The organism is Micromonospora sp. AMSO31t, from assembly GCF_008868175.1.
In the GTDB taxonomy this organism is placed as follows: Bacteria; Actinomycetota; Actinomycetes; order Mycobacteriales; family Micromonosporaceae; genus Micromonospora.
Map to the genome: position 1 here is coordinate 18,203 of NZ_WBKT01000018.1, position 20,744 is coordinate 38,946.

Annotated in this window: 17 protein-coding genes; 6 read left to right on the plus strand and 11 right to left on the minus strand. The window is 73.4% G+C overall.

Annotation, left to right across the window (positions count from 1 at the left end):
• Positions 1 to 49: 49 nt before the first annotated feature.
• Positions 50 to 1,156 (plus strand): sugar-binding protein, encoded by a 1,107-nt coding sequence (locus F8274_RS06790; protein WP_151461426.1) that lies wholly within the window; start codon positions 50 to 52, stop codon positions 1,154 to 1,156.
• A 94-nt stretch (positions 1,157 to 1,250) separates the two neighbouring features.
• Here the strand turns inward: F8274_RS06790 and F8274_RS06795 are convergent, their stop codons facing one another.
• The 4 genes from F8274_RS06795 to F8274_RS06810 all read right to left on the minus strand — a co-directional run bounded on the left by F8274_RS06795 (position 1,251) and on the right by F8274_RS06810 (position 10,113).
• Positions 1,251 to 6,710, minus strand: a complete 5,460-nt coding sequence (locus F8274_RS06795) for a carboxyl transferase domain-containing protein (RefSeq protein WP_151461427.1) — start codon at positions 6,708 to 6,710, stop codon at positions 1,251 to 1,253.
• Positions 6,711 to 6,866: 156 nt separating this feature from the next.
• The gene (locus tag F8274_RS06800) at positions 6,867 to 7,667 is read right to left on the minus strand and encodes an ABC transporter permease (protein ID WP_151461428.1); all 801 of its coding nucleotides are present in this window, start codon (positions 7,665 to 7,667) and stop codon (positions 6,867 to 6,869) included.
• Positions 7,664 to 9,172, minus strand: a complete 1,509-nt coding sequence (locus F8274_RS06805) for an ABC transporter permease subunit (RefSeq protein ID WP_151461429.1) — start codon at positions 9,170 to 9,172, stop codon at positions 7,664 to 7,666. The genes F8274_RS06800 and F8274_RS06805 overlap by 4 nt, the downstream gene beginning before the upstream one ends.
• Entirely contained in the window at positions 9,169 to 10,113 is a 945-nt protein-coding gene (locus F8274_RS06810; RefSeq protein WP_151461430.1) for an ATP-binding cassette domain-containing protein, read from the minus strand. The genes F8274_RS06805 and F8274_RS06810 overlap by 4 nt, the downstream gene beginning before the upstream one ends.
• Positions 10,114 to 10,256: 143 nt before the next feature.
• Between F8274_RS06810 and F8274_RS06815 the strand changes: the two genes are divergently transcribed.
• The 3 genes from F8274_RS06815 (at position 10,257) to F8274_RS06825 (ending at position 13,205) form a co-directional block, all read left to right on the plus strand.
• A complete protein-coding gene (locus F8274_RS06815; protein ID WP_225853635.1) occupies positions 10,257 to 11,378 on the plus strand; it encodes a sensor histidine kinase in 1,122 nt (373 codons plus the stop codon).
• On the plus strand, positions 11,375 to 12,040 hold the full coding sequence (locus tag F8274_RS06820) for a response regulator transcription factor (protein WP_151461431.1): 666 nt from the start codon (positions 11,375 to 11,377) through the stop codon (positions 12,038 to 12,040). The genes F8274_RS06815 and F8274_RS06820 overlap by 4 nt, the downstream gene beginning before the upstream one ends.
• A gap of 97 nt (positions 12,041 to 12,137) precedes the next feature.
• The gene (locus F8274_RS06825) at positions 12,138 to 13,205 is read left to right on the plus strand and encodes an LLM class flavin-dependent oxidoreductase (RefSeq protein ID WP_151461432.1); all 1,068 of its coding nucleotides are present in this window, start codon (positions 12,138 to 12,140) and stop codon (positions 13,203 to 13,205) included.
• A gap of 61 nt (positions 13,206 to 13,266) precedes the next feature.
• Here F8274_RS06825 and F8274_RS06830 read toward each other — a convergent pair whose 3' ends face one another.
• Positions 13,267 to 13,728, minus strand: coding sequence for a MarR family winged helix-turn-helix transcriptional regulator (locus F8274_RS06830; RefSeq protein WP_151461433.1), 462 nt, complete (start codon positions 13,726 to 13,728; stop codon positions 13,267 to 13,269).
• Positions 13,729 to 13,866: 138 nt separating this feature from the next.
• Here F8274_RS06830 and F8274_RS06835 point away from each other — a divergent pair, with 138 nt between their 5' ends.
• Positions 13,867 to 14,427 carry an NADPH-dependent FMN reductase gene (locus F8274_RS06835; RefSeq protein ID WP_151461434.1) on the plus strand — a complete coding sequence of 187 codons (561 nt, stop codon included), beginning with the start codon at positions 13,867 to 13,869 and terminating at the stop codon, positions 14,425 to 14,427.
• Positions 14,428 to 14,475: 48 nt separating this feature from the next.
• On the opposite strand, the gene F8274_RS06840 is transcribed toward F8274_RS06835, so the two are convergent.
• Positions 14,476 to 15,231, minus strand: coding sequence for a GAF and ANTAR domain-containing protein (locus tag F8274_RS06840; protein ID WP_192579735.1), 756 nt, complete (start codon positions 15,229 to 15,231; stop codon positions 14,476 to 14,478).
• A 221-nt stretch (positions 15,232 to 15,452) separates the two neighbouring features.
• On the opposite strand from F8274_RS06840, the gene F8274_RS06845 reads away from it, so the two are divergent.
• On the plus strand, positions 15,453 to 15,815 hold the full coding sequence (locus F8274_RS06845; RefSeq protein WP_151461436.1) for an STAS domain-containing protein: 363 nt from the start codon (positions 15,453 to 15,455) through the stop codon (positions 15,813 to 15,815).
• Positions 15,816 to 15,902: 87 nt separating this feature from the next.
• Here the strand turns inward: F8274_RS06845 and F8274_RS06850 are convergent, their stop codons facing one another.
• From F8274_RS06850 to fabG, 5 genes are read right to left on the minus strand one after another with little or no spacing between them, the layout of a single operon-like run.
• Positions 15,903 to 17,198, minus strand: a complete 1,296-nt coding sequence (locus F8274_RS06850; RefSeq protein WP_151461437.1) for a MalY/PatB family protein — start codon at positions 17,196 to 17,198, stop codon at positions 15,903 to 15,905.
• Between the two features lie 10 nt (positions 17,199 to 17,208).
• A complete protein-coding gene (locus F8274_RS06855) occupies positions 17,209 to 18,459 on the minus strand; it encodes an acyl-CoA dehydrogenase family protein (RefSeq protein WP_151461438.1) in 1,251 nt (416 codons plus the stop codon).
• Positions 18,459 to 19,481, minus strand: coding sequence for a phosphotransferase family protein (locus tag F8274_RS06860; RefSeq protein ID WP_151461439.1), 1,023 nt, complete (start codon positions 19,479 to 19,481; stop codon positions 18,459 to 18,461). Before F8274_RS06860 ends, F8274_RS06855 begins: the two co-directional genes overlap by 1 nt.
• Positions 19,478 to 19,930, minus strand: a complete 453-nt coding sequence (locus tag F8274_RS06865; RefSeq protein WP_151461440.1) for a MaoC family dehydratase — start codon at positions 19,928 to 19,930, stop codon at positions 19,478 to 19,480. Before F8274_RS06865 ends, F8274_RS06860 begins: the two co-directional genes overlap by 4 nt.
• Positions 19,931 to 19,945: 15 nt before the next feature.
• On the minus strand, positions 19,946 to 20,701 hold the full coding sequence (gene fabG, locus F8274_RS06870; RefSeq protein ID WP_151461441.1) for a 3-oxoacyl-ACP reductase FabG: 756 nt from the start codon (positions 20,699 to 20,701) through the stop codon (positions 19,946 to 19,948).
• Positions 20,702 to 20,744 lie beyond the last annotated feature (43 nt).

Sequence of the window (20,744 nt, forward strand, 5' to 3'; positions counted from 1 at the left end):
CACCCCGCCTCACACCCCGTATCACCTCTCCAGAAGGGCTCCACCAGCCATGCGTAAACTGATCGGCAAGTCGATGGCCATCGGCGCCATCGCCGCGCTGGCCCTGACCGCCACCGCCTGCGGCAACGGCCGCGAGGGCGACACCGGCGGCGCCAAGGGCGACACCAAGGGCTTCGCGGCCGACTCCCTGATCGGCGTCGCCCTGCCGTCGAAGACCTCGGAGAACTGGGTCCTCGCCGGTGACCTGTTCACCAACGGCCTCAAGGAGGCCGGTTTCAAGAGCGACGTGCAGTACGCCGGCGCGTCGACCACCGTCGCGGACCAGCAGGCCCAGATCACCGCCATGGTGACCAAGGGCGCCAAGGTCATCGTCATCGGCGCGACCGACGCCGCGCAGCTGTCCACCCAGGTGGCCGCCGCGCACGCCGCCGGCGCGAAGGTCATCGCGTACGACCGCCTGATCACCAACACCCCGGACCTCGACTACTACGTCGCGTTCGACAACTTCAAGGTCGGCCAGCTCCAGGGCCAGGCCCTGCTGGACGGCATGAAGGCCAAGAAGCCGAACGGCCCGTACAACATCGAGCTGTTCTCCGGCTCGCCGGACGACAACAACGCCGGTGTCTTCTTCAACGGCGCCATGGACGTGCTCAAGCCGGAGATCGACAAGGGCAACGTCGTCGTCGCCTCGAAGCAGACCGACGTGAAGCAGACCGCCATCCAGGGCTGGAAGGCCGAGGGTGCCCAGGCCCGCATGGACCAGCTGCTGACCTCGACCTACGGCAACAAGGAGCTGGACGGCGTCCTCTCCCCGAACGACACCCTGGCCCGCGCGATCATCACCTCGATCAAGGGTGCCGGCAAGACCATCCCGGTCGTCACCGGCCAGGACTCCGAGGTCGAGTCGGTCAAGTCGATCATGGCTGGCGAGCAGTACATGACGATCAACAAGGACACCCGGAACCTGGTCAAGCAGACCATCGCGATGGTGAAGTCCCTGCAGGCCGGTAACACCCCCGAGGTGAACGACACCAAGTCGTACAACAACGGCGCCAAGGTCGTGGACACCTACCTGCTGCCGCCGGTGGCCGTCACCAAGGCCAACGCGGCCGAGGCGTACGCCAACGACCCGAAGCTCGGCCCGCTCACCAAGTAATCTCCTCGCACCACACGAAGGGCCCCGGAGTTCGCTCCGGGGCCCTTCCTCGTGCGCGGCGCGGTCGGGGCGTCGCCGCCGACCGCGCCGGCCCTCACCGCAGGTGCGCCTCGATGGCGTCGATGACGCGCGGACGGAGTTCCGCCGCGCGGATGACCGCGTCGACCGAACCGACCTCGACGGCCCGCTGGATGCTGTGCACCCGGTCGAACTCCGTGGCCACCTCGCCGAGCTTCTCCGCGCGGACCGACGAGCGGAGCTCGTCCAGTTCGGCGGTGAGCGCCGCCCGGTCGGCGCCGGAGGCGGCCGCCACCCGGGCCTCCAGGTCCCGCACCCGCGGGTCGGCCGCGGTGCGGGCGTTCACCTCGCCGGAGAACACCACCGCGGCGGCCGGGGCGCCGCCCAGCACCGAGGCGAACGAGCCCTCCAGCGCCAGCACGGTCATGCTCGGGTTCAGCGCCTTCGAGAACACCACGAACGCGCCGCCGTGGTACCGCGAGATCACGCAGAACACGATGGGGCCGCGGAAGTTCACGATGGCGCGGCCGATCTCGGCGCCGTACTCCAGTTGCAGCTTGCGCATCGACTCGGGTGAGCCGTCGAAGCCCGACAGGTTGGCCAGCACCACCAGCGGTCGGTTGCCGCTGGCCGCGTTGATCGCCCGCGCGGCCTTCTTCGACGAGCGGGGGAACAGGGTGCCCGCCGTGTAGGTGTCCGGGCCGTCGGTGGGCGGGAAGCCGCGACGCGGCACCGCCCGGGACTCGATGCCGAGCAGGCACACGGGGATGCCGCCGAGGTGCACGTCCTGCACGACCGCGGTCTCCGCGTCGGCCATGCCCGCCCAGCGTTCCAGCACCGGGTGGTCCTGGTCGGCCAGCGCGCGCATCACGGTCCGGATGTCGAACGGCTTCTTCCGGTCCGGATTGGCGGTGGGGGAGAAGATCTCGCCGACGGTGGTGAAGTCGCTGCCGGCCACGGTGTGCGGGAAGTCCGAGATATCCCGGTCGACCGGGTCGGTGGTCGTCGCCCGTCGCGGCGCCGACTCGCCCGGCGCCACGTACGTGTGCTCGTAGTGCGCCATCAGCACGTCCCGGGCGGCCGGGAGATCCGGCGCCCAGTACTGCGCCTGCCCGTTCGGGCCCATCACCCGGTCGTAGCCGCCGATGCCGAAGTTGTCCTCGGCCGACACGCCGCCGGAGAAGTCGAGCGACTGCTTGCCGGTGAGCACCATGGCCGAGTCCGGCGTCATCACCAGGACGCCCCGGGTGTGCATGAGCATCGTGGCCTCGGCGTTCCAGTACGGCTGCGCGCCGACGTTGATGCCCGCCACCACGATGTTGATCTCACCGCCGTCCTGCGTGAACTCGACGATCCGCTTGAGCGCGGCCGCCACCCAGTCCATGTTCTCCGTGCCGGAGGTCATGGAGATCCGGGCGCCGGCGGACAGCGCGTACCACTCCAGCGGCACGCCCATCCGCTCGGCCAGGTCCAGCGCGGCGATCACGCGGCGGCACTCCGGCTCGGACAGCGCCCCGAGCGCCTTCGTGGGGTCGCCGAGGAGCACGACCCGGGTGACGCCCTGCGGGTGCCGCGGGGTCGGCGTGGTGACCACGCCCGCGACGATCGCCGCGGTGTTGCGCCCCCGGGGCCGGTCGACCGGCACGAGCGCGTGCTTCTCGGCGAGGTCGTGCTCGACGAAGTCGCCGAGCAGGCCGGTCAGCTCGTACGGGTAGACGGTGTTGCGGCTGCTCGCGCGCAGCACCTTCAGCCGGTAGTCGTCCAGCGGCTCGACCGGTTCGACCGGCGGCTCGCCGACGCTCAGCTGGGCGCCGCCCGTGGCGTTGAACGAGATCCGTACGGCGATCTTGGTCAGCTCGCCGGTCCTCCGGTCGCGCTGCCGCGCGATGAACAGGATCTCCTCCAGGCCGGCGCCCGCGGTCGTCGGGCGGACCCGCCCGGCGATCATCTCCATCTCCTCGCGGGTCAGCTCGCTCGGCGGCCAGACGTAGATCACGATGCGGTTGGTCTGGAAGCGGGTCTTCGCCGGTCGCCGCGACTGCGCCCGGCGGATCGAGTCGAGGCAGGCGGCGACGGTGTCCTCGGTCGTCGGCAGGGCGACCAGCCGGCCGTCGTGCTCGCGCAGCGGGGTCAGGTCGCGCACCTGCGCGAACGCCACGAGGCGTTGGTCCGACGGGTTCTCCCGGGCCACGCACTGGAAGAGGTAGACCTCCTCGTCCGACGACGGCAGGCGGGTCAGGTCGAACTTGTGCAGCCGCTCCAGCTGCATCCGCTGGGCGATGTACGGGTGCAGGCCACGGATGAGCCGCTCCTCGGCCATCCCGCCGCCCGACGGGCGGAAGGTGAAGTGGTGGTGCATCACGGCGCCGGCCCGGCCCGCCACCGTGGTGGTGACCCGGCGGACCTGCGGCGGCAGCGGGTGCGCCGCGAGGACCTCGTGCAGGGCGGCGGCCATCGCGTCGAAGTCCTCGGGCTGGTCCTCCCACGCCAGGTAGATGTCGGCGTCGATGGGGTCCGCGCCGCCCGCCAGTTCGGCGAGCCCGCGCAGGGCGCCGCCGAGCGCGTCGAAGCGCACCGCGGCGGAGACCACGCTCGAGTCCGCGCGCTCGGCGACCACGAACGTGCAGCCCGCGACCTCGCGGGTGCCCACGGCGGTCAGGCCCTTGTTCCCGTAGTACCGCCGGGTCAGCACCTCCAGCATCACCGCGTTGTCGAGGTGGTCGCGCACCAGCCGCTGGCCGAGCAGCCGCACCAGCGGCTCGGTGCTGCGCACCATCTCGGCCACGCGGTCACCGCGGTCCGCGGCGTCCGGGTGCGCGTCCAGGTGGCGCAGGTGCCGGCGGACCTCGGCGTAGACGCGGGCGCGGTTGCGGCGCAGCAGCGGCTGGGCGAACCAGGCGAACACCACGCCCCGGGCGAGGTCGGCGACCACCGGGAAGCGGACCTGCGTCGCGGCCACCAGCCGCTCCAGCGCCAGGCCGGCGGGCTCGCGCAGCGAGTCGTCCGGCGGCGGCTCGCGCAGCCACGACCGCAGCAGCGTCGCGACGACCGTGGCGTCGGCGGCCGCCCGCTGCTGGGCCAGGAAGATCCGGAACACGGCGGCCTCGAGTGCGGGGGAGCGCTCCAGGTCGCCGACCCCGTAGTGGCCGAGCGCCTTGGCCAGCTTGGCCTGGAACGCGTTCGGCAGCCCGGCCCGCTCGATGTCGAGGCTCTGCAGGTAGGTGTGGAAGTACTCGCGGGCGCTGGGGACGTGGCCGTCGCCGTCCTCGCCGGTCGGCCGGTTGCGGCTCAGCTCGGCGAGGTCGGCGAACACGTTGACGAGGTCGAGCTCCTCGGCCAGCGGCCGGTGGCCCTCCTCGGTGGCCGTCCGGCGGGCGGCGAGGTAGTCGTCGAGCACCCGGCGGTCGTCGTGCGGGTCGACGTCGAAGCCCAGCAGCAGGCCGCGCAGGTCCTCCTGGCCACGGGCGGCCCGCGTGCGCGCCGGGAGAGCATCGGGCTCGGCGGGCAGGTCCAGCTCGACGGCGGTCGCGGCCGGGGCGTCGGCGGCCTCGGCGCCCTCGTCGGCGACCGGCTCCAGCCGCAGCAGCGGCGCGCCGGCCTCGACCTGGCTGCCCACGGAGACGGCGCACTCCTTCAGCCGCGCCTTGAACGGCGCCCGCAGCACCGTCTCCATCTTCATGGCCTCCAGCACCAGCACCGGCGCGCCCGCCTCGACCTCGGCGCCGACCGCCAGCGGGGTGGCCACGACCAGCGCGGGCATGGGGGAGCGGAGCACCCCGCCCTCGTCCCGGCTGACCCGGTGCGTCACGCCGTCCACCTCGACCAGGTGGATCGGGCCGTGCGTGTCGGTGAGCAGGCGGTACCGGGCGCCGTTGACGACGATCTGCCCGGTGTGCCGGTCGAAGCGGTCCAGCTCGACGTCGGCGGTGCGGACGCCGCCGGTTGTCTCGATGCCCACCCGGAACCGGTGCGCCCCGACGCGCGCCACGCGCATCCGGTAGCCGACGCCGCGCAGCTTCAGGTCCAGCGGCCGGCCGCTGGAGTGCTGCACCTGCGGGCGGCCGCCGGCCGCCGTCGACAGCAGCCGCTGCCGCTCGACGCGCTCCTCCTCCTCGTACGCCTCGATGGCGGCGGCCGCCAGCGCGACGGCGGAGTGCCGGTGCGCGACGAGCCGGCCCTCGCCGCGGACCCGGTCGATCCAGCCGGTGTCGGCACTGGCGTCGATGACCTCGGGCTGGTCGAGCAGGTCGAGCACGAAGCTCTTGTTGGTCGCGCCGCCCTCGATGATCACCGTGGTGTTCGCCAGGGCCCGGCGCAGCCGGCCGAGCGCCTCGTCGCGGTCCCGGCCGTAGGCGATGATCTTCGCGATCATCGAGTCGAAGTCGGCCGGGATGGTGTCGCCCTCGCTGACGCCGGTGTCCACCCGGATGCCCGGCCCGGCGGGCAGGTCCAGGCGGGCGATGCGACCGGGGGAGGGCGCGAAGTCGCGGTCGGGGTCCTCGGCGTTCAGCCGGGCCTCGATGGCGTGCCCCCGCTCCGCGGGCGGCTCGCCGTCGAGGCGCCCGCCCCCGGCCACGTGCAGCTGCGCCTTGACCAGGTCGAACCCGGTGGTGGACTCGGTGATCGGGTGCTCCACCTGCAGGCGGGTGTTGACCTCCAGGAACGCGAACAGCCGGTCGCCGGGGTGGTAGAGGAACTCGACGGTCGCCGCGCCGCGGTAGCCGACCGCGACGGCCAGCCGTTCGGCCGACGCCTTGAGCTCGGCGGCCTGCGCCGGGCTGAGCACCGGCGACGCCGACTCCTCGATGACCTTCTGGTTGCGCCGCTGCACCGAGCAGTCCCGGACCCCCAGCGCCCAGGCGGTGCCCTGGCCGTCGGCGATCACCTGGACCTCGACGTGCCGGGCGCCGGTGACCAGGCGCTCCAGGAACACGATGCCGCTGCCGAACGCCCGCGCCGCCTCCTGGCTGGTGCGCTCGTACGCGTCGGCCAGCTCGGCCTCGTTCGTGATCACGCGGATGCCGCGCCCACCGCCGCCGGCGGTGGCCTTCAGCATCAGCGGGTAGCCGATCTCGGCCGCCGCAGCCCGGGCGGCGTCCAGCGTCTCGACCGCGCCGCGGCTCCACGGCGCGACCGGCACGCCGACCTCCTCGGCGATCAGCTTCGCGCCGATCTTGTCGCCGAGCTGGCGCATGGCCTCCGGGCTCGGACCGACGAAGGTGACCCCGACCTTCTCGCACAGCTCGGCGAAGGCCGGGTCCTCGGCCACGAAGCCCCAGCCGACCCAGGCGGCGTCCGCCCGGGTCTCCACCAGCGCGCGCTCCAGCACCGCCAGGTTCAGGTACGGGCGCGCGGACGCGGGACCGAGGTCGTAGGCGACGTCGGCCTCCCGCACGAACGTGGCGTCACGGTCGACGTCGGTGTGCAGGGCGACGGTCTCGATCCGGGTCCCGGTCTCCGCGGCCAGCTCCCGGACGGCGTGGATGAGCCGCATCGCGGCCTCTCCACGGTTGACGATGGCGATACGGCTGAACACCCGACCGACCCCTCCGTTGGACCCACGATGTACGCGCCGCGAGGCGACGGCCTCCGGCAGTGATCACCTTTCCGTCTGACGGCCAGCGGCGCCATGTCGTAACCGCCGAAGCCTGAGCGGCGCCAGTTGTAGGAACCAAACAAAACTTTTTGGCGGTCAGCCTGCGTCGCGGCGCTGGAACACCAGCAACCCCGCGACGACCGCCGCGGCGGCGTACAGGGACAGGACACCGAGCCCGGCCCACGGGCCGATGTGCTCGGCGGCGAGGTCGCGCGTCGCCTGGATGGTCAGGCCGGCGTCCATCGGGGCGAACCGGTGGATGCGGTGCTGCCAGGTCGGGTCGGTGACGAACATGGCGACAACGGGCGAGCCGTAGAGCAGGGCCAGCGCCGCCGTCAGCGCACCGGCGGTGTCGCGCAGGAGGAGCCCGAGCCCCGCTCCCAGCAGGGTGACGAGCCCGGTGTAGAGAACCGTCCCGACGGCCGCCCGGCGGGTGAGGTCGTCGGCGAGCGACAGCGCCGGAAAGCCGTGCGCCGCGGTGAACCCGTTGCCGGGCAGCATCGCCCGGCCGGCCGCCAGGGAGCCGGCGACCAGCAGCGCGCCGGTGGTCGTGCCGAGGACGGCCAGGGCGCCGAGCTTGCCCAGCACGACCGGGAACCGGCGCGGCACGGCCATGAGTGTCGGCTGGATCGTCCGCGTGCTGTACTCCGCCGTCACCGCCAGGACCGCGAGGACCACGATCCCGACCTGGGCGAGGCGTACGCCCGCCAGCGTCAGCTTCGTGAGGTCGAGGGTGCAGGGCGGACCGCAGTGCGCGAAGTCCAGCGACCCGGTGACGGCGAACGCGACGCCCACCGTGCCGGCGACCGTGAGCAGCGCCAGCCAGCCGGTGCTCGGCAGGGTCCGCAGCTTCGTCCACTCCGCCCGCAGCGCCCAGAGGGCCGGCGGCGCCGTCACGCGTCCCGCCTGCGCAGCTGCCACCAGGCGAGCCCGAGGGTGAGGGCGACCCATGCCGCGACCGCACCGATCCCGGCCCACGGCCCGATCAGGGCCCACGGCTCGGCGAGCGTGACGGTCGGCGGCTTGGCCCGCTGGGTCGCCATGCCGCCCGCCAACGTGGTGTACATGAGCCACCTCGGCGAGGTGCCCGGCAGGATCATGCCGACGATCAGCGGTCCGAGCACCAGCAGGACGGTGATCGTGATCGCGGCCGCGGTGTGCCGCAGCAGCACGCCGATCGCGAGGCCGACCACGGCGACGCCGGCGAGGAACGCGGCGGTCAGCAGCAGCGCCCGCAGCACCGGGGGATCGGTGAGGGACGGCCGGGGGAAGGCCGGCGTCGTGAAGCCCCGCTCGCGCAGGGCCGGTACGGCGAGCGCGAACGACCCGACCGCGCCCACCAGCCCGACGAGGAACGAGGTGGCGCCGAGGACGATCGCCTTCGCGGCCAGCACCCGGCCCCGGCGCGGGGTCGCGGCGAACGTCGTCCGGATCATGCCCCGCCGGTACTCCGATGTCGCGGACAGGACCCCGATCGCGATGAGGGCCATGAGCCCGGCGATGACGCCGACCAGCGCGATCTCGACCATGTCGTCGTCCGGCGGCCGTGGACCGACCGTGCCGGTGCCCACCACGGTGTAGCCGCCGCCGGCCTCGGTGACCCGGCCGCCGGCGCGTACGCCGCCCTTCTCCCCGAGCCGGTCCCCGCGGCCGATCGTCTCGCCGTGCCAGGTCCCTTCCGAGCTGAGCCGCACGTTGTCGAACGCGGCCCGGGCGCTGGTCGGCCGCTCGCCGACGGACGAGCTGCCGCCGCCCCGGGACGTGTACACGGCCGCCGGTGACGAGACGTAGAAGCCGACCTCGACCGTGGACGGGAGGTTCTTCGGCGTCGCCGTACCGACCTTGCGCCACGCGGTGCCGTCGGCCGACTCGTACCCGGTGATCGTGGCGCCCGAGCGTACGAGCCGCAACCATCGGGCGCCGCTGCTCGCGCTGCCCCTGCTGTCCGCGTCGAAGTCCCACTGCAGGTGTACGCCCTGACCGGCGGTCAGCATCAGCGAGGCGTACGACGAGCCGGGCCGGGTGCCGTCCTTGAGCATGATGCCGGCCGCCGGCCGGGCGAACGGGCTCGGATCGTCGAGCCTGGTCATGCGGTCCAGCTCCGGGTCCACGTCGCGCCCGAACGGTTCGGGTTCCAGCGACGCGACCCGCACGGTGAGCGTCGTGTCGCCCGTGACCGGCTGGTGCACGAAGTAGAAGTCGTCGGCGACCGGGTCGCCGTGCGGCCCGCTCACGAACGCGGCGTGCTCGTTGATGTTCGTCCGGCTGCTCGACGCGGCCAGGTAGCTCAGGCCGACGGTCAGCGCGGCCGCGGCGAGCAGCGTGACCACCCAGCGCCGCACCGAGCGCAGTTTCGTCCACTCGGCCAGCAGCAGGCGGGGGAAGGACTCGCGAGCGGTCACCGGACGCTCCCTTCGGTCGCCGGCGCTCCGGCCTCCGGCGCGAACTCGATGGCGCCGCGCGTCAGGTCCATGTACGCCTCCTCCAGGGAGGCCCGGTGCCGCCGCAGCTCCGAGAACGGGACGGCGGCCCCGGTCAGCAGCGCCGCCACCCGGTCGCCGGCCAGCCCGTCGACGACGACCGTGTCCGGACCGGCCACGGTGACGGTCGCGCCGCCATTGGCCAGCACGGTCGTGGCCTCGGCCCGCTGCGTGGTGGTGACCTCGACGCGGTCCTTCGAGGCCGCGGCCAGCAGCGCGGCCACGCTCGTGTCGGCGATCAGGCGGCCGCGACCGACCGCGACCAGATGGTCGGCGGTGTCCTCCAGCTCGCTCATGAGGTGACTGGAGACCAGGACCGCCCGTCCCTCGGCGGCCAGGGACCGCATGAGGCCGCGGATCCACACGATGCCGTCCGGGTCGAGCCCGTTGACCGGCTCGTCGAACATCAGCACCGGCGGGTCGCCGAGCAGGGCGGCGGCGATGCCCAGTCGCTGCCGCATGCCCAGCGAGAAGCCCCCGGTCCGGCGGCGCGCGGCCGAGGCCAGGCCCACCTGGTCGAGCACCTCGGCCACCCGGCGCCGGCCGATGCCGTTGCTGTGGGCCAGCCAGAGCAGGTGGTCGCGGGCGCGCCGGCCCGGGTGCAGGGCCGAGGCGTCGAGGAGCGCGCCGACCTGGGTCAGCGGCGTCCGCAGCGACCGGTAGGGGCGGCCGTTGACCAGGGCCACACCCTCGTCCGGCGTGTCGAGCCCGAGGACCAGCCGCATGGTCGTCGATTTCCCGGCCCCGTTCGGCCCGACGAAACCGGTCACCTCGCCGGCCCGGACGGTGAACGACAGCCCGTCCACGGCGACGGCGGTGCGGTAGCGCTTGCGGAGCGCGCGTACCTCGATCGTGGGTTCCATGGCAGGGACGTTAGGCGGCGGTGACCGGCTCGCGCGTCACGGCGCAGAGGGGTCTTCCGCCGGTGGCCGCCTCCCTCGTGCGGGGGAGGCCCGGTCGCCGACGGGGGGACGACACCGATGTCGCGGCCGGTGAGAATGGCGGCGTGAAGGGGATCGGGCCGGCCTCGACGACGGCCGCTCTCGGCGCCGTGGCGGTGGTCGAGGCGATGGCGGGCGCGTACCACCACCGGCCGACCGCGATCGCGGTTCTCCTCGCGCTCGCCGTGGTCGCCCCCGTCGCCCTGGCCCGCCTCTGGCCGGCGACGGCCGCCGTCCTGTCCGCCGCAGCGGCGCTGTCCGGCCTGCTGGTCTCCTATCCGGTCACCGCCGCCGGGGCGACCGCGCTGGCGCTGCTCTACGGGGTCACCGGCCGCCGGCGTCCACTGAGCACCGCCGGCGCCCTGGTCCTGCCGTTCGCCGCGTACGCGGCGGCGCCGCTGTCGGGTGACCGGCCCGGCGGGCGACCCGTCGCCCTGCTCCTGCTGGCCGTCGCGGCGCTGGCGACGGCCGCCGGGGCGGCGCTGCGGCTGCGGGACGAGCGGCGCCGCCACCGGGCCGACGAGCAGTCGTCGGCGGCGACGCTCATGGAGTACGCGGCCCGCGGCGAACGGGCCCGGATCGCCCGGGAACTCCACGACGTGGTGGCGCACCACATCACCATGATCGCCCTGCAGGCCGAGGCGGCCCGCCTCGCGACACCGGGCCTGCCACCGGACGGCGCCCGCCGCCTGACCGCCATCGGGGACACCGCCCGCGTCGCGCTGACGGAGATGCGGCGCCTGCTGGGCGTGCTCCGGGAGGACGTGGACGCCGAGCCGACCCGTCGCCCCCAACCCGGGCTCCGCCAGCTCAACGCCCTCCTCGACGAGGTACGCGACGCGGCCGTCGGCGGTGGCGTCCGCCTGATCGTCAGCGGCTCCGTCGAGCCGCTCGATCCCGGCGTCGAGCTGACGGCGTACCGCATCGTGCAGGAGGCGCTCACGAACGCCCGCCGCCACGCCCCCGGCGCGGCCGTCGACGTCGAGCTGCACTACCGCGGCGACGACCTGAGCGTGCGGGTCTACGACAACGGCCCGGGCCCCGCCCCGGCCGGCGGCCACGGGCACGGGCTGGCCGGGATGCGGGAACGGGCGGCCATGGTCGGTGGCCAGGTCAGCGCCGGTGCGGCACCGGGCGCCGGGTTCCTCGTCGAGGCCGTCCTGCCGACCGGGGGAGGCACGCCGTGACGGCCACCCGCATCGTCGTGGTCGACGACCAGGACGTCGTGCGTGCCGCCTTCGAGGTCCTGCTGGCGACGCAGCCCGACTTCGCGGTCGTCGGCTCGGCCGCGGACGGCGGGCAGGCCGTGCGGATCTGCCGGCAGGTGCGCCCCGACGTGGTCCTCATGGACATCCGCATGCCTGGGATGGACGGCATCGAGGCCACCCGGCGGCTCCTCGCCGACCCGGAGCCGCCCCGGGTGCTGATGCTGACGACGTTCGACCTCGACGAGCACGTGTACGACGCGCTCGGCGCCGGCGCGAGCGGTTTCCTCCTCAAGGACGCGACCGCCGAGCGCCTGTTCGACGCGGTCCGCGTCGTCGCCGCGGGGGAGGCGCTGCTCGCCCCGACGGTGACCCGGCGGCTCGTCGCCGAGTTCGCCAGGATGCGCGTACGCCGCCGGGAACCGGATGCGGCGCTTCGCGCGCTCACCGCCCGGGAGACCGAGGTGCTGCGGCTGATCGCCGAGGGACTGTCGAACCCCGAGATCGCCGCCCGGCTCGTCGTGGGGGAGGAGACGGTGAAGTCCCACGTCAGCCGGGTGCTCGCCAAGCTCGGCCTGCGTGACCGCACCCAGGCCGTCGTCGTGGCGTACGAGTCGGGCCTGGTGGTCCCGGGGGACCGGTGACGGTCAGCCGGTAGGTGTGATCGAGATTTCCTTGAGCAGTCAAGCATGCGGGATATGTTTGACCGATCAAGGAAACGCACACGGACAGAGGCTCATCGTGACCACAGCACCGTCGGATCCGGTACGCCCGGCCGCCTTTCCCCTCGTGCTCGGCCTGGACACCTTCGGCGACGTCACCCACGACGCCGACGACCGGCCGCTCTCGCACGCCCGCACGATCCGCGACATCGTCGAGCAGGGCGTCCTCGCGGATCAGGTCGGCGTGGACTTCTTCGGCATCGGTGAGCACCACACCGACGACTTCCCGCTCTCGGCTGCCGACGTGGTGCTGGGGGCGATCGCCGCCCGCACCACCCGGATCCGGCTGGGGTCGGCCGTCACGGTGCTCAGCTCCGACGACCCGGTACGGGTCTTCCAGCGCTACTCCACCCTCGACGCGGTCTCCGGCGGCCGGGCCGAGGTGATCCTCGGCCGCGGGTCCAGCACCGAGTCGTTTCCCCTGTTCGGCTACGACCTGGCCGACTACGAGCAGCTCTTCGAGGAGAAGGCGCAGCTCTTCGCCGAGCTGCGCAAGGGTGGGCCGGTGACCTGGACGGGCACCGTGCGGGCGCCGCTGCGCGAGCAGGACGTGGTGCCGCACGCCGAGTCCGGACCCTTCCCGGCCTGGATCGGCGTGGGCGGCAACCCGCAGTCGGTGATCCGGGCCGCCCGGTACGACTACGGCCTGATGCTCGCGATCATCGGCGGGTCGCCGGCCCGCTTCGTCCCGTTCTCCCGGCTGTTCCACCAGGCGCTCACGCAGCTCGGCAAGGATCCCCTGCCCATCGGCGTGCACTCGCCCGGGCACGTCGCCGCGACCGACGAGCAGGCCCGCGAGGAGTTCTTCCCCCGCTACCAGGAGGTCTTCCGCCGGGTGGCCCGGACCCGCGGCTTCGCCGTACCGACCCGGGAGTCCTTCCTGCGCGAGGTCGGGCCGCACGGCGCCCTGTACGTCGGCTCGCCCGAGACCGTGGCGCGGAAGATCGCCGCGAACCTCGACCTGCTCGGCGCGAACCGCTTCGAGATGAAGTACGGCATGGGCGGGCTCTCGCACGCGGCCCTCATGACCGGCATCGAGCTCTACGGCACGCGGGTCGTCCCGCGCGTCCGGGAGCTGTTGCACTGACCGGGGCCCGGTCCGGCCGCCCGCCGTCGCGCGGGTGGCCGGACCGCCCCCGCGCGAGGGCTCAGTCGGCCGTGCCGACGCGCTGGAACGCGCGGGCCAGCCGGACGAGGTCGATGCCCTCGAAGTGGTCGAGGAACCGCCGCCGCACGCTGGCCAGGTGACTCGGCCAGGACTCCTGGAGCCGGGCGAGGCCGGCGTCGGTGAGGACGGCGTTCCACCCGCGCGCGTCCTCGGAACACTTGACCCGCTCGGCCAGCCCCTGCGTCTCCAGCCGGCCGATGGTGCGGGTCATCCCGCTCAGGGAGAGCTGGCACGCCGCGGCCAGTTCGCTCATCCGCATCCGCCGCTCCGGCGCCTCGGAGAGGTGCATGAGGGCCGTGTACTCGGTGAGCGGCAGCTGGCGGTCGCCCACCATGTCGGCGTCGATGGCACGGGGCAGCACGTGCATGATCCGGCCCAGCGAGCGGACCAGCGCCTCCTCCTCGGCGTCGAGGGGGCGCAGCGGTTCCGGAGCGGCGGACATGCACCCATCCTACTTGCTTGACCGAGCAACGACACCTCCAGGCCGTGACGACCGCCACGACGGCGGAGGTTGCTTGACGAAGCAACGAATGGCTAGCGTCTACTTGACCAGGCAAGGACTTTGGAAGGGCATCACAACATGACCAGGATCGGAATCATCCTCGGCAGCACCCGCCCGGGTCGCAACGGCGAGGCCGTCGCCCGCTGGGTGTTCGACGTCGCCAAGCAGCGCGGCGACGCGCAGTTCGAGCTCGTCGACCTGCTCGACCACCAGCTGCCGCACCTGGACGAGGCGTACCCGCCGGCGATGGGCCAGTACACGCAGCCGCACACGCTGCGCTGGGCCAGCACCATCGCGTCGTTCGACGGGTTCGTGATGGTCACCCCGGAGTACAACCACTCCACCTCGGGCGCCCTGAAGAACGCCATCGACTTCCTCTACGCCGAGTGGAACAACAAGGCCGTCGGGTTCGTCAGCTACGGCTCCGCGGGCGGCACCCGGGCCGTGGAGCACCTGCGGCTGATCGCCGGCGAGCTGCAGATGGCCGACGTCCGGTCCCAGGTGGCGCTGTCGCTCTTCACCGACTTCGAGAACTTCAGCGTCTTCAAGCCCAGCCAGTTCCAGCACGACGCGCTCACCACCACCCTCGACCAGGTCGTGGCCTGGAGCACCGCGCTCGCGCCGCTGCGCAACCGCTGAACACCGTCCGGCGACGGCCGCGGCACCCGTCCGCGGCCGTCGCCACCCTCACGACGGCTGACGCGGTGGCACGAATGCGGGAGCCGGCTGGGGTGACTCGCCGCTGACCTGGGTGATGATCTCGGCGGCCACGTCACGCAGCTTGCGGTTGCGGTGCTGCGACGCCTGCCGGAGCAGGGTGAAGGCCTCCGCGGCGGTGCAGCGCTGCTGGCCCATGACCACCCCGAGGGCCTGGTCGATGACGCTGCGGGACACCATGGCGTCGGTGAGCTGCCGATGCAGGAGGGCCTGGTCGGCCTGGCGGAGGATGACGCCCAGCGCCGCCGACCCCTGGTCCGTGAACGCCAGGGCATGCCGGCGTGCCGCGTCGGTGAACGCCCCCGGCCGGGTGGCGTAGAGGTTCAACGCGCCGACGGTCTCGCCGTCGACCGTCACGGGCAGGGACAGCGAGCTGAGGATGCCGAGCCGGAGCGCGTGTTCCCGGTAGCCGCACCAGCGGTCGTCGTCGCGCAGGTCGTGCACCTCCACGACCTGCCCCTGGCGCAGGGCCTCGAGACAGGGCCCCTCGTCGGCCCCGTACTGGATCTCGTCGCCCTGCGCGGCGAGGTCGCCGCTGCTCGCCACGGTGAACGCGCCGTCGTCCCGGCGCACCGTCAGCCCGCAGGCCTCGGCGGGGGCGACGACCTCCGTGGCGACCCGGACCATCTGGTCCAGGAACACGTCGACGTGGGGCGAATCGGCGAGCAGCGTCAACAGCCGGCCGTAGGCCGAGGCCAGATGCTGGTCGGTTGCATCGGACGGCACCGCCACCTCCTGAACTCCGTGTGCCGGCCCCCTGCGGGAGCAGCGACCACTGCCTTCCTGTGTTTGGGGAGCAGATGTTTCCCCGACCGGCAGGGTGCCAATCGGGCGGGATGCGGCTAGGGTCGAGGTGGGTTCGGACATGAGCCCAGGACCAGTGCCCGGTCGCCGACGAGCGAGCCGGGCGTCAACCCGGTCCGCCACCCTCGCGCGAGGAGCAGCTCATGTCCGTCGATCACGCCCAGCATCCGGCGCCGCCGCAGGCCAGCTACCGGCCGACCCTGTCCCTGGCGCTGGCCCGGGAAGGCCCGGCGGTCGTCGTGGAGGTCGGGGGCCCGGTCGACATGGCGACCGTCGACCCGCTCGTCGGCCTCGTCGACCGGCTGCTGTCCGGGCACGCGCCGCCGGTGCTGGTGCTCGACCTGAGCGCGGTGAGCTTCTTCTGCGCCGCCGGAGTCAACGCGCTGCTGACGGTCCGCGGGCGAGCCGCCTCCGCCGGATGCTTCCTGGTGCTGCGCAGGCCGTCCCGGATCACCGTCGCGGTCCTCGACATCGTCGGCCTCACGGACGAATTCACCACCGAGTGACCTGCCCTTCCCTCCACGATGGGGCGCGGGCGGCGGCGGTCACCTCGGACTCGCACCGGCCGGCAGGCCGCAGATACCCGAGGTGGATCAACCCGAAACGGTGGAACACCCGTGAGCCGAGCCACGGCCGGGTCGCTCCGCCGGGATGCCGGGGGCCGGCGGCTCGAGCGTCTCGACGGCCCGGCCCATCCGGGTGACGGCCTCGGTGAGGATCGCCGGGGAAGTGGCGAAGTTGAGGCGTACGAAGCCGGCGCCGCCCGTGCCGAAGACGTGCCCCGAGCTGAGCGCGACCCGCGCCCGGTCGAGGAACATCTTCGCGGGACCCGCGATGTCGCTGGCCACCCCGGGCTCGCCGGGCGCCTGCTCGGTGGCGATGCCCAGCGCCGTGCAGTCCAGCCAGGCGAGGTAGGTGCCCTCGGGGCGGTGGTGGGTGACGGCCGGGAGGTGCTTCGCCAGCAGGGTCTCCAACAGGGTGCGGTTGGCGTCGAGGCCGTCGAGGAGGAGGTCGAGCCACGGCCCGCCGGCACGGAACGCGGCGGTGTGCGCCAGGACGCCCAGGTGGCTGGGACCGTGGCCGACCTCTTCCGGCATGCGGCGCAGGTCGGCGGCGGCCCGCGGCCCGGCGACGGCGAGCGCCGCCTTGAGGCCCGCGAGGTTCCACGCCTTCGAGGCGGAGGTCAGCGCGAAGGCGTCCTCGGCGCCGGCCACCGTGAGGTAGGGCGTGAAGCGCGCCCCGGGAAGCACCAGCGGGGCGTGGATCTCGTCGGAGACCACCCGTACGCCGTGCCGGGCGGCCAGGTCGGCCACGGCGTCGAGCTCGTCCCGGCGGTGGACCACCCCGGTCGGGTTGTGCGGGTTGCACAGCAGGAAGGCGGGCCGGCGGCCGAGTGCCCGGGCCCGGCGGAACGCCTCGTCCAGGGCGGCGGGGTCCAGCCGCAGGTCCGGTCCGAGCGGCGCCTCGACCACCTGCCGGTCGGCGTGGCTGACGAAGGCGTAGAAGGGCGGGTAGACGGGGGAGCAGACCACGACGGCGTCGCCGGGGTCGGTCACCAGCCGGAGGACCTCGACGATGCCCATCATCACGTCGGGGACGACGGCGGTGTGGTCGACGCGGAAGCCGTGCCAGCCCCAGCGGTCGGCGGCGAACTCCCCGAGCGCCTCCGCGTACGCCGTCCCGTGCGGGTATCCGGTGTCACCCAGGTCGATCACCCGGCGCAGCGCGTCCGCCACCGGGGGAGCGAGGGGCACGTCCTGCTCGGCGACCCAGAGGGGGAGCACGTCCGGCGGGTGCATCCGCCACTTCACGCTGCTGCGCTGCCGGAGTTCGTCGAGGGTGAGCACGGTGAGCGGATTTCCGGCGGCGGAAGGGGTGGGGCCTGCCATGCCCACCACCCTAGGCCGTCGGGCGCCCGGCGTCGTTCCGCTGCCGCGCGGCGGCCTGGCGCCGCAACTCGTGACGGGCCAGGGCGTTGCGGTGCACCTCGTCGGGCCCGTCGGCGAACCGCAGGGTACGGATGCCGGCGTAGGCCCGTGCCAGCGGGAAGTCCTGGGACAGGCCGGCCGCGCCGTGCGCCTGGATCGCCTTGTCCAGGATCCACTGCACGGCAGCCGGGGTGGCGATCTTGATGGCCTGGATCTCGGTGTGCGCGCCCTTGTTGCCGACCGTGTCCATCAGCCAGGCGGTCTTGAGCACCAGCAGGCGCAACTGCTCGATCCGCACCCGCGACTCGGCGATCCACTCCCGGACCACGCCCTGCTCGGCCAGCGGCCGGCCGAACGCGACCCGCTGCTCGGCGCGGGCGCACATCAGCTCGACGGCCCGCTCGGCCAGGCCGATCGAGCGCATGCAGTGGTGGATGCGGCCGGGGCCGAGCCGGGCCTGCGCGATCGCGAAGCCGTCGCCCTCGGCGCCGATCAGGTTCTCCGCCGGCACGCGGACGTCGTGGAACGCCAGCTCGGCGTGCCCGCCGTGGTCGTGGTCGTCGTACCCGAACACCTCCATGCCGCGGATGATCTCCAGGCCCGGGGTCTCCCGCGGGACCAGCACCATGGACTGCTGGCGGTGCCGCTCGGCGTGCGGATCGGTCTTGCCCATGACAATGAGGATCCGGGCGTTCGGGTTCATGGCGCCGGTGATCCACCACTTCCGGCCGTTGATCACGTAGTGGTCGCCGTCCCGCTCGATCCGGGTGGCGATGTTCGTGGCGTCCGACGAGGCCACGTCGGGCTCGGTCATGGCGAACGACGAGCGGATCTCACCGTCGAGCAGCGGCTCCAGCCACTGCTTGCGCTGCTCGCCGGTGCCGAACATGGCCAGCACCTCCATGTTGCCGGTGTCCGGGGCGGCGCAGTTCAGCACGGCGGGCGCCAGGTGGCTCCGCCCGGTGATCTCCGCGAGCGGGGCGTACTGGAGGTTGGTCAGGCCGGCGCCGAGTTCACCCGGCAGGAACAGGTTCCACAGCCCGCGCTTCCGCGCGGCGGCGCGCAGCTCCGCGAGCACGGGCACGGAGTCCCAGGCCCAGCGGTCGCCGAGCTGACCGAGCTGCTCGTGGAAGACCGGCTCGGCCGGGTGGATGTGGCGGTCCATGAAGTCCAGGAGGTTGTCGCGCAGCCCCTCGGTCCGCGGGTCCAGGGAAAAGTCCATCAGTGCTCCTTCAGGTAGGTCAGGCCGGCGTCGAGGAGGAGTTCGGTGACCTCGCCGAGCTGCCCGAAGCCGGCGCCGACGGTCTGGCCCCGCAAGTGGCGGAAGTGGATGCCCTCGAGGATCGCGGCCAGCTTGAAGGCCGCCAGGCCGAGGTGGAAACCGAGGGACGGGAGTTCCCGGCCGCTCGCCGCCGCGTACCGTTCGAGGATCTCGTCCTCGGTCAGGAAGCCGGGCGCGGACGACGCCTCGGCCACCGCCGTCCCGACGAGCCGGCCGAGACGCTGGTAGAGCACCAGCAGCGCCAGGTCGGTGAGCGGGTCGCCGACGGTGGCCATCTCCCAGTCGATCACCGCGGCGGGGCGGTCCCGGTCGTCGACGAGCACGTTGTCGAGGCGGTAGTCGCCGTGCACGATGCCCGGCGCCGAATCGGCCGGCACGCCGGACGTCAGGCGGGCGTACAGCTCGTCGGCGGCCGGCAGGTCCCGGCTGTGCGACGCGTCGAGCTGCTTGCGCCACCGCCGCACCTGCCGGGCCAGGAACCCCGCGGGCCGGCCGAAGTCGGCCAACCCCACGGCCGCCGGGTCGACCGCGTGCAGGGTGGCCAGGGTGTCGACCAACCGGGAGGCGATGGCCCTCGTGCGTTCCGGGCCGAGCGGTTCCAGCTCGGCCGCGTGCCGGTACGCCGTGCCGGCGACCCGCTCCATGACGTAGAACGGCGCGCCCAGCACGCCGGCGTCCGCGCAGAGCGCGTACGTCTCCGGCACCGGCACGTCGGTGGCGCGCAGCGCCGACATGACCCGGTACTCCCGGGCCATGTCGTGCGCGGTCGACAGCACGTGCCCCAGCGGGGGCCGCCGCACGATCCACGTCGTCCGCCCGTCACCCACCTCGTAGGTGAGGTTGGACTTCCCGCCGGTGACCAGCCGGGCGGTCGACAGCCCCGCCGCCCCGGGCACCTCGGCCGCGAACCAGTCGCCGAGCCGGGCCAGGTCGAGGCCGGGCGGGTCCTGCCGGCCGGTCACGGGACCAGGACGCTGACGGTCTCGACGACGCAGGCCGGCTTCGCGGCGCCGGCCACCTCGACGGTCACCTTCGCGGTCAGCTGGTAGCCACCGCCGCCCGGCGCCAGCGACAGCAGCTCCACCCCGGCCCGCACCTCCGAGTCGACGGGGACCGGGGCGGGGAAGCGGAGCTTGTTGGCGCCGTAGTTCACGCCCATGCTCACCCCGTCGACCCGGTAGACCTGCCAGACCAGCATCGGCACCAGCGACAGCGTCAGGTAGCCGTGGGCGATGGTGCCGCCGAACGGGCTGCGCGCCGCCCGCGCCGGGTCGACGTGGATCCACTGGTGGTCACCGGTGGCCTCGGCGAACGCGTCGATCTGCTGCTGCGTGATCCGGTGCCAGCCGGAGTGCCCGAGATGGGTGCCGACCGCCCGTTGGAGCTCCTCGATGCCCTGGAAGACCTTCATCGTCTCTCCCTCCACTCAGGCCCTCGGCCCACCGGCCACGTACAGCACCTGGCCGGACACGAAGCCGGCGGCCTCGCTCACGAAGAACGACACGGCGTGCGCGATGTCCTCCGGCGTGCCGGTGCGGGCGACCGGGATCTGCGCCGCGGCGGCCCGCTTGAACTCGTCGAACGGCACGCCGAGCCGGGCCGCCGTGGCGGCGGTCATCTCGGTCTCGATGAACCCCGGGGCGATCGCGTTCGCCGTCACCCCGAACTTGCCGAGTTCGAGCGCGAGGGTCTTGGTGAAGCCCTGGAGCCCGGCCTTCGCGGCCGCGTAGTTGGCCTGACCCCGGTTGCCCAGCGCGGAGGTGCTGGACAGGTTGACGATCCGCCCCCAACCCGCGCTGGTCATGTGGCCCTGCACGGCGCGGGTCATCAGGAACGAGCCCCGCAGGTGCACGTTCACCACCGCGTCCCAGTCGTCGGCGGTCATCTTGAACAGCAGGTTGTCCCGGGTGATGCCGGCGTTGTTGACCAGGACCGTGGGCTCGCCCAACTCCCCGGCGATCCGGTCCACGGCCGCACCCACCGCCTCCTCGTCGGCGACGTCGGCGCCGACGGCCACGGCCCGGCCGCCGGCGGCCCGGATCTCGTCGGCGACCGGCGCGCCGGCCGCCTCGTCCAGGTCGACGACGGCGACGGCGAAGCCGTCGCGGGCCAGCCGCTTCGCGACGCCGGCCCCGATGCCACGGGCCGCTCCGGTGACGACGGCGGTGCGGGTGATGGTCATGGCGGGTCAACTCCTCGTTGGGTACGGATGGGGCAGGTGGAGG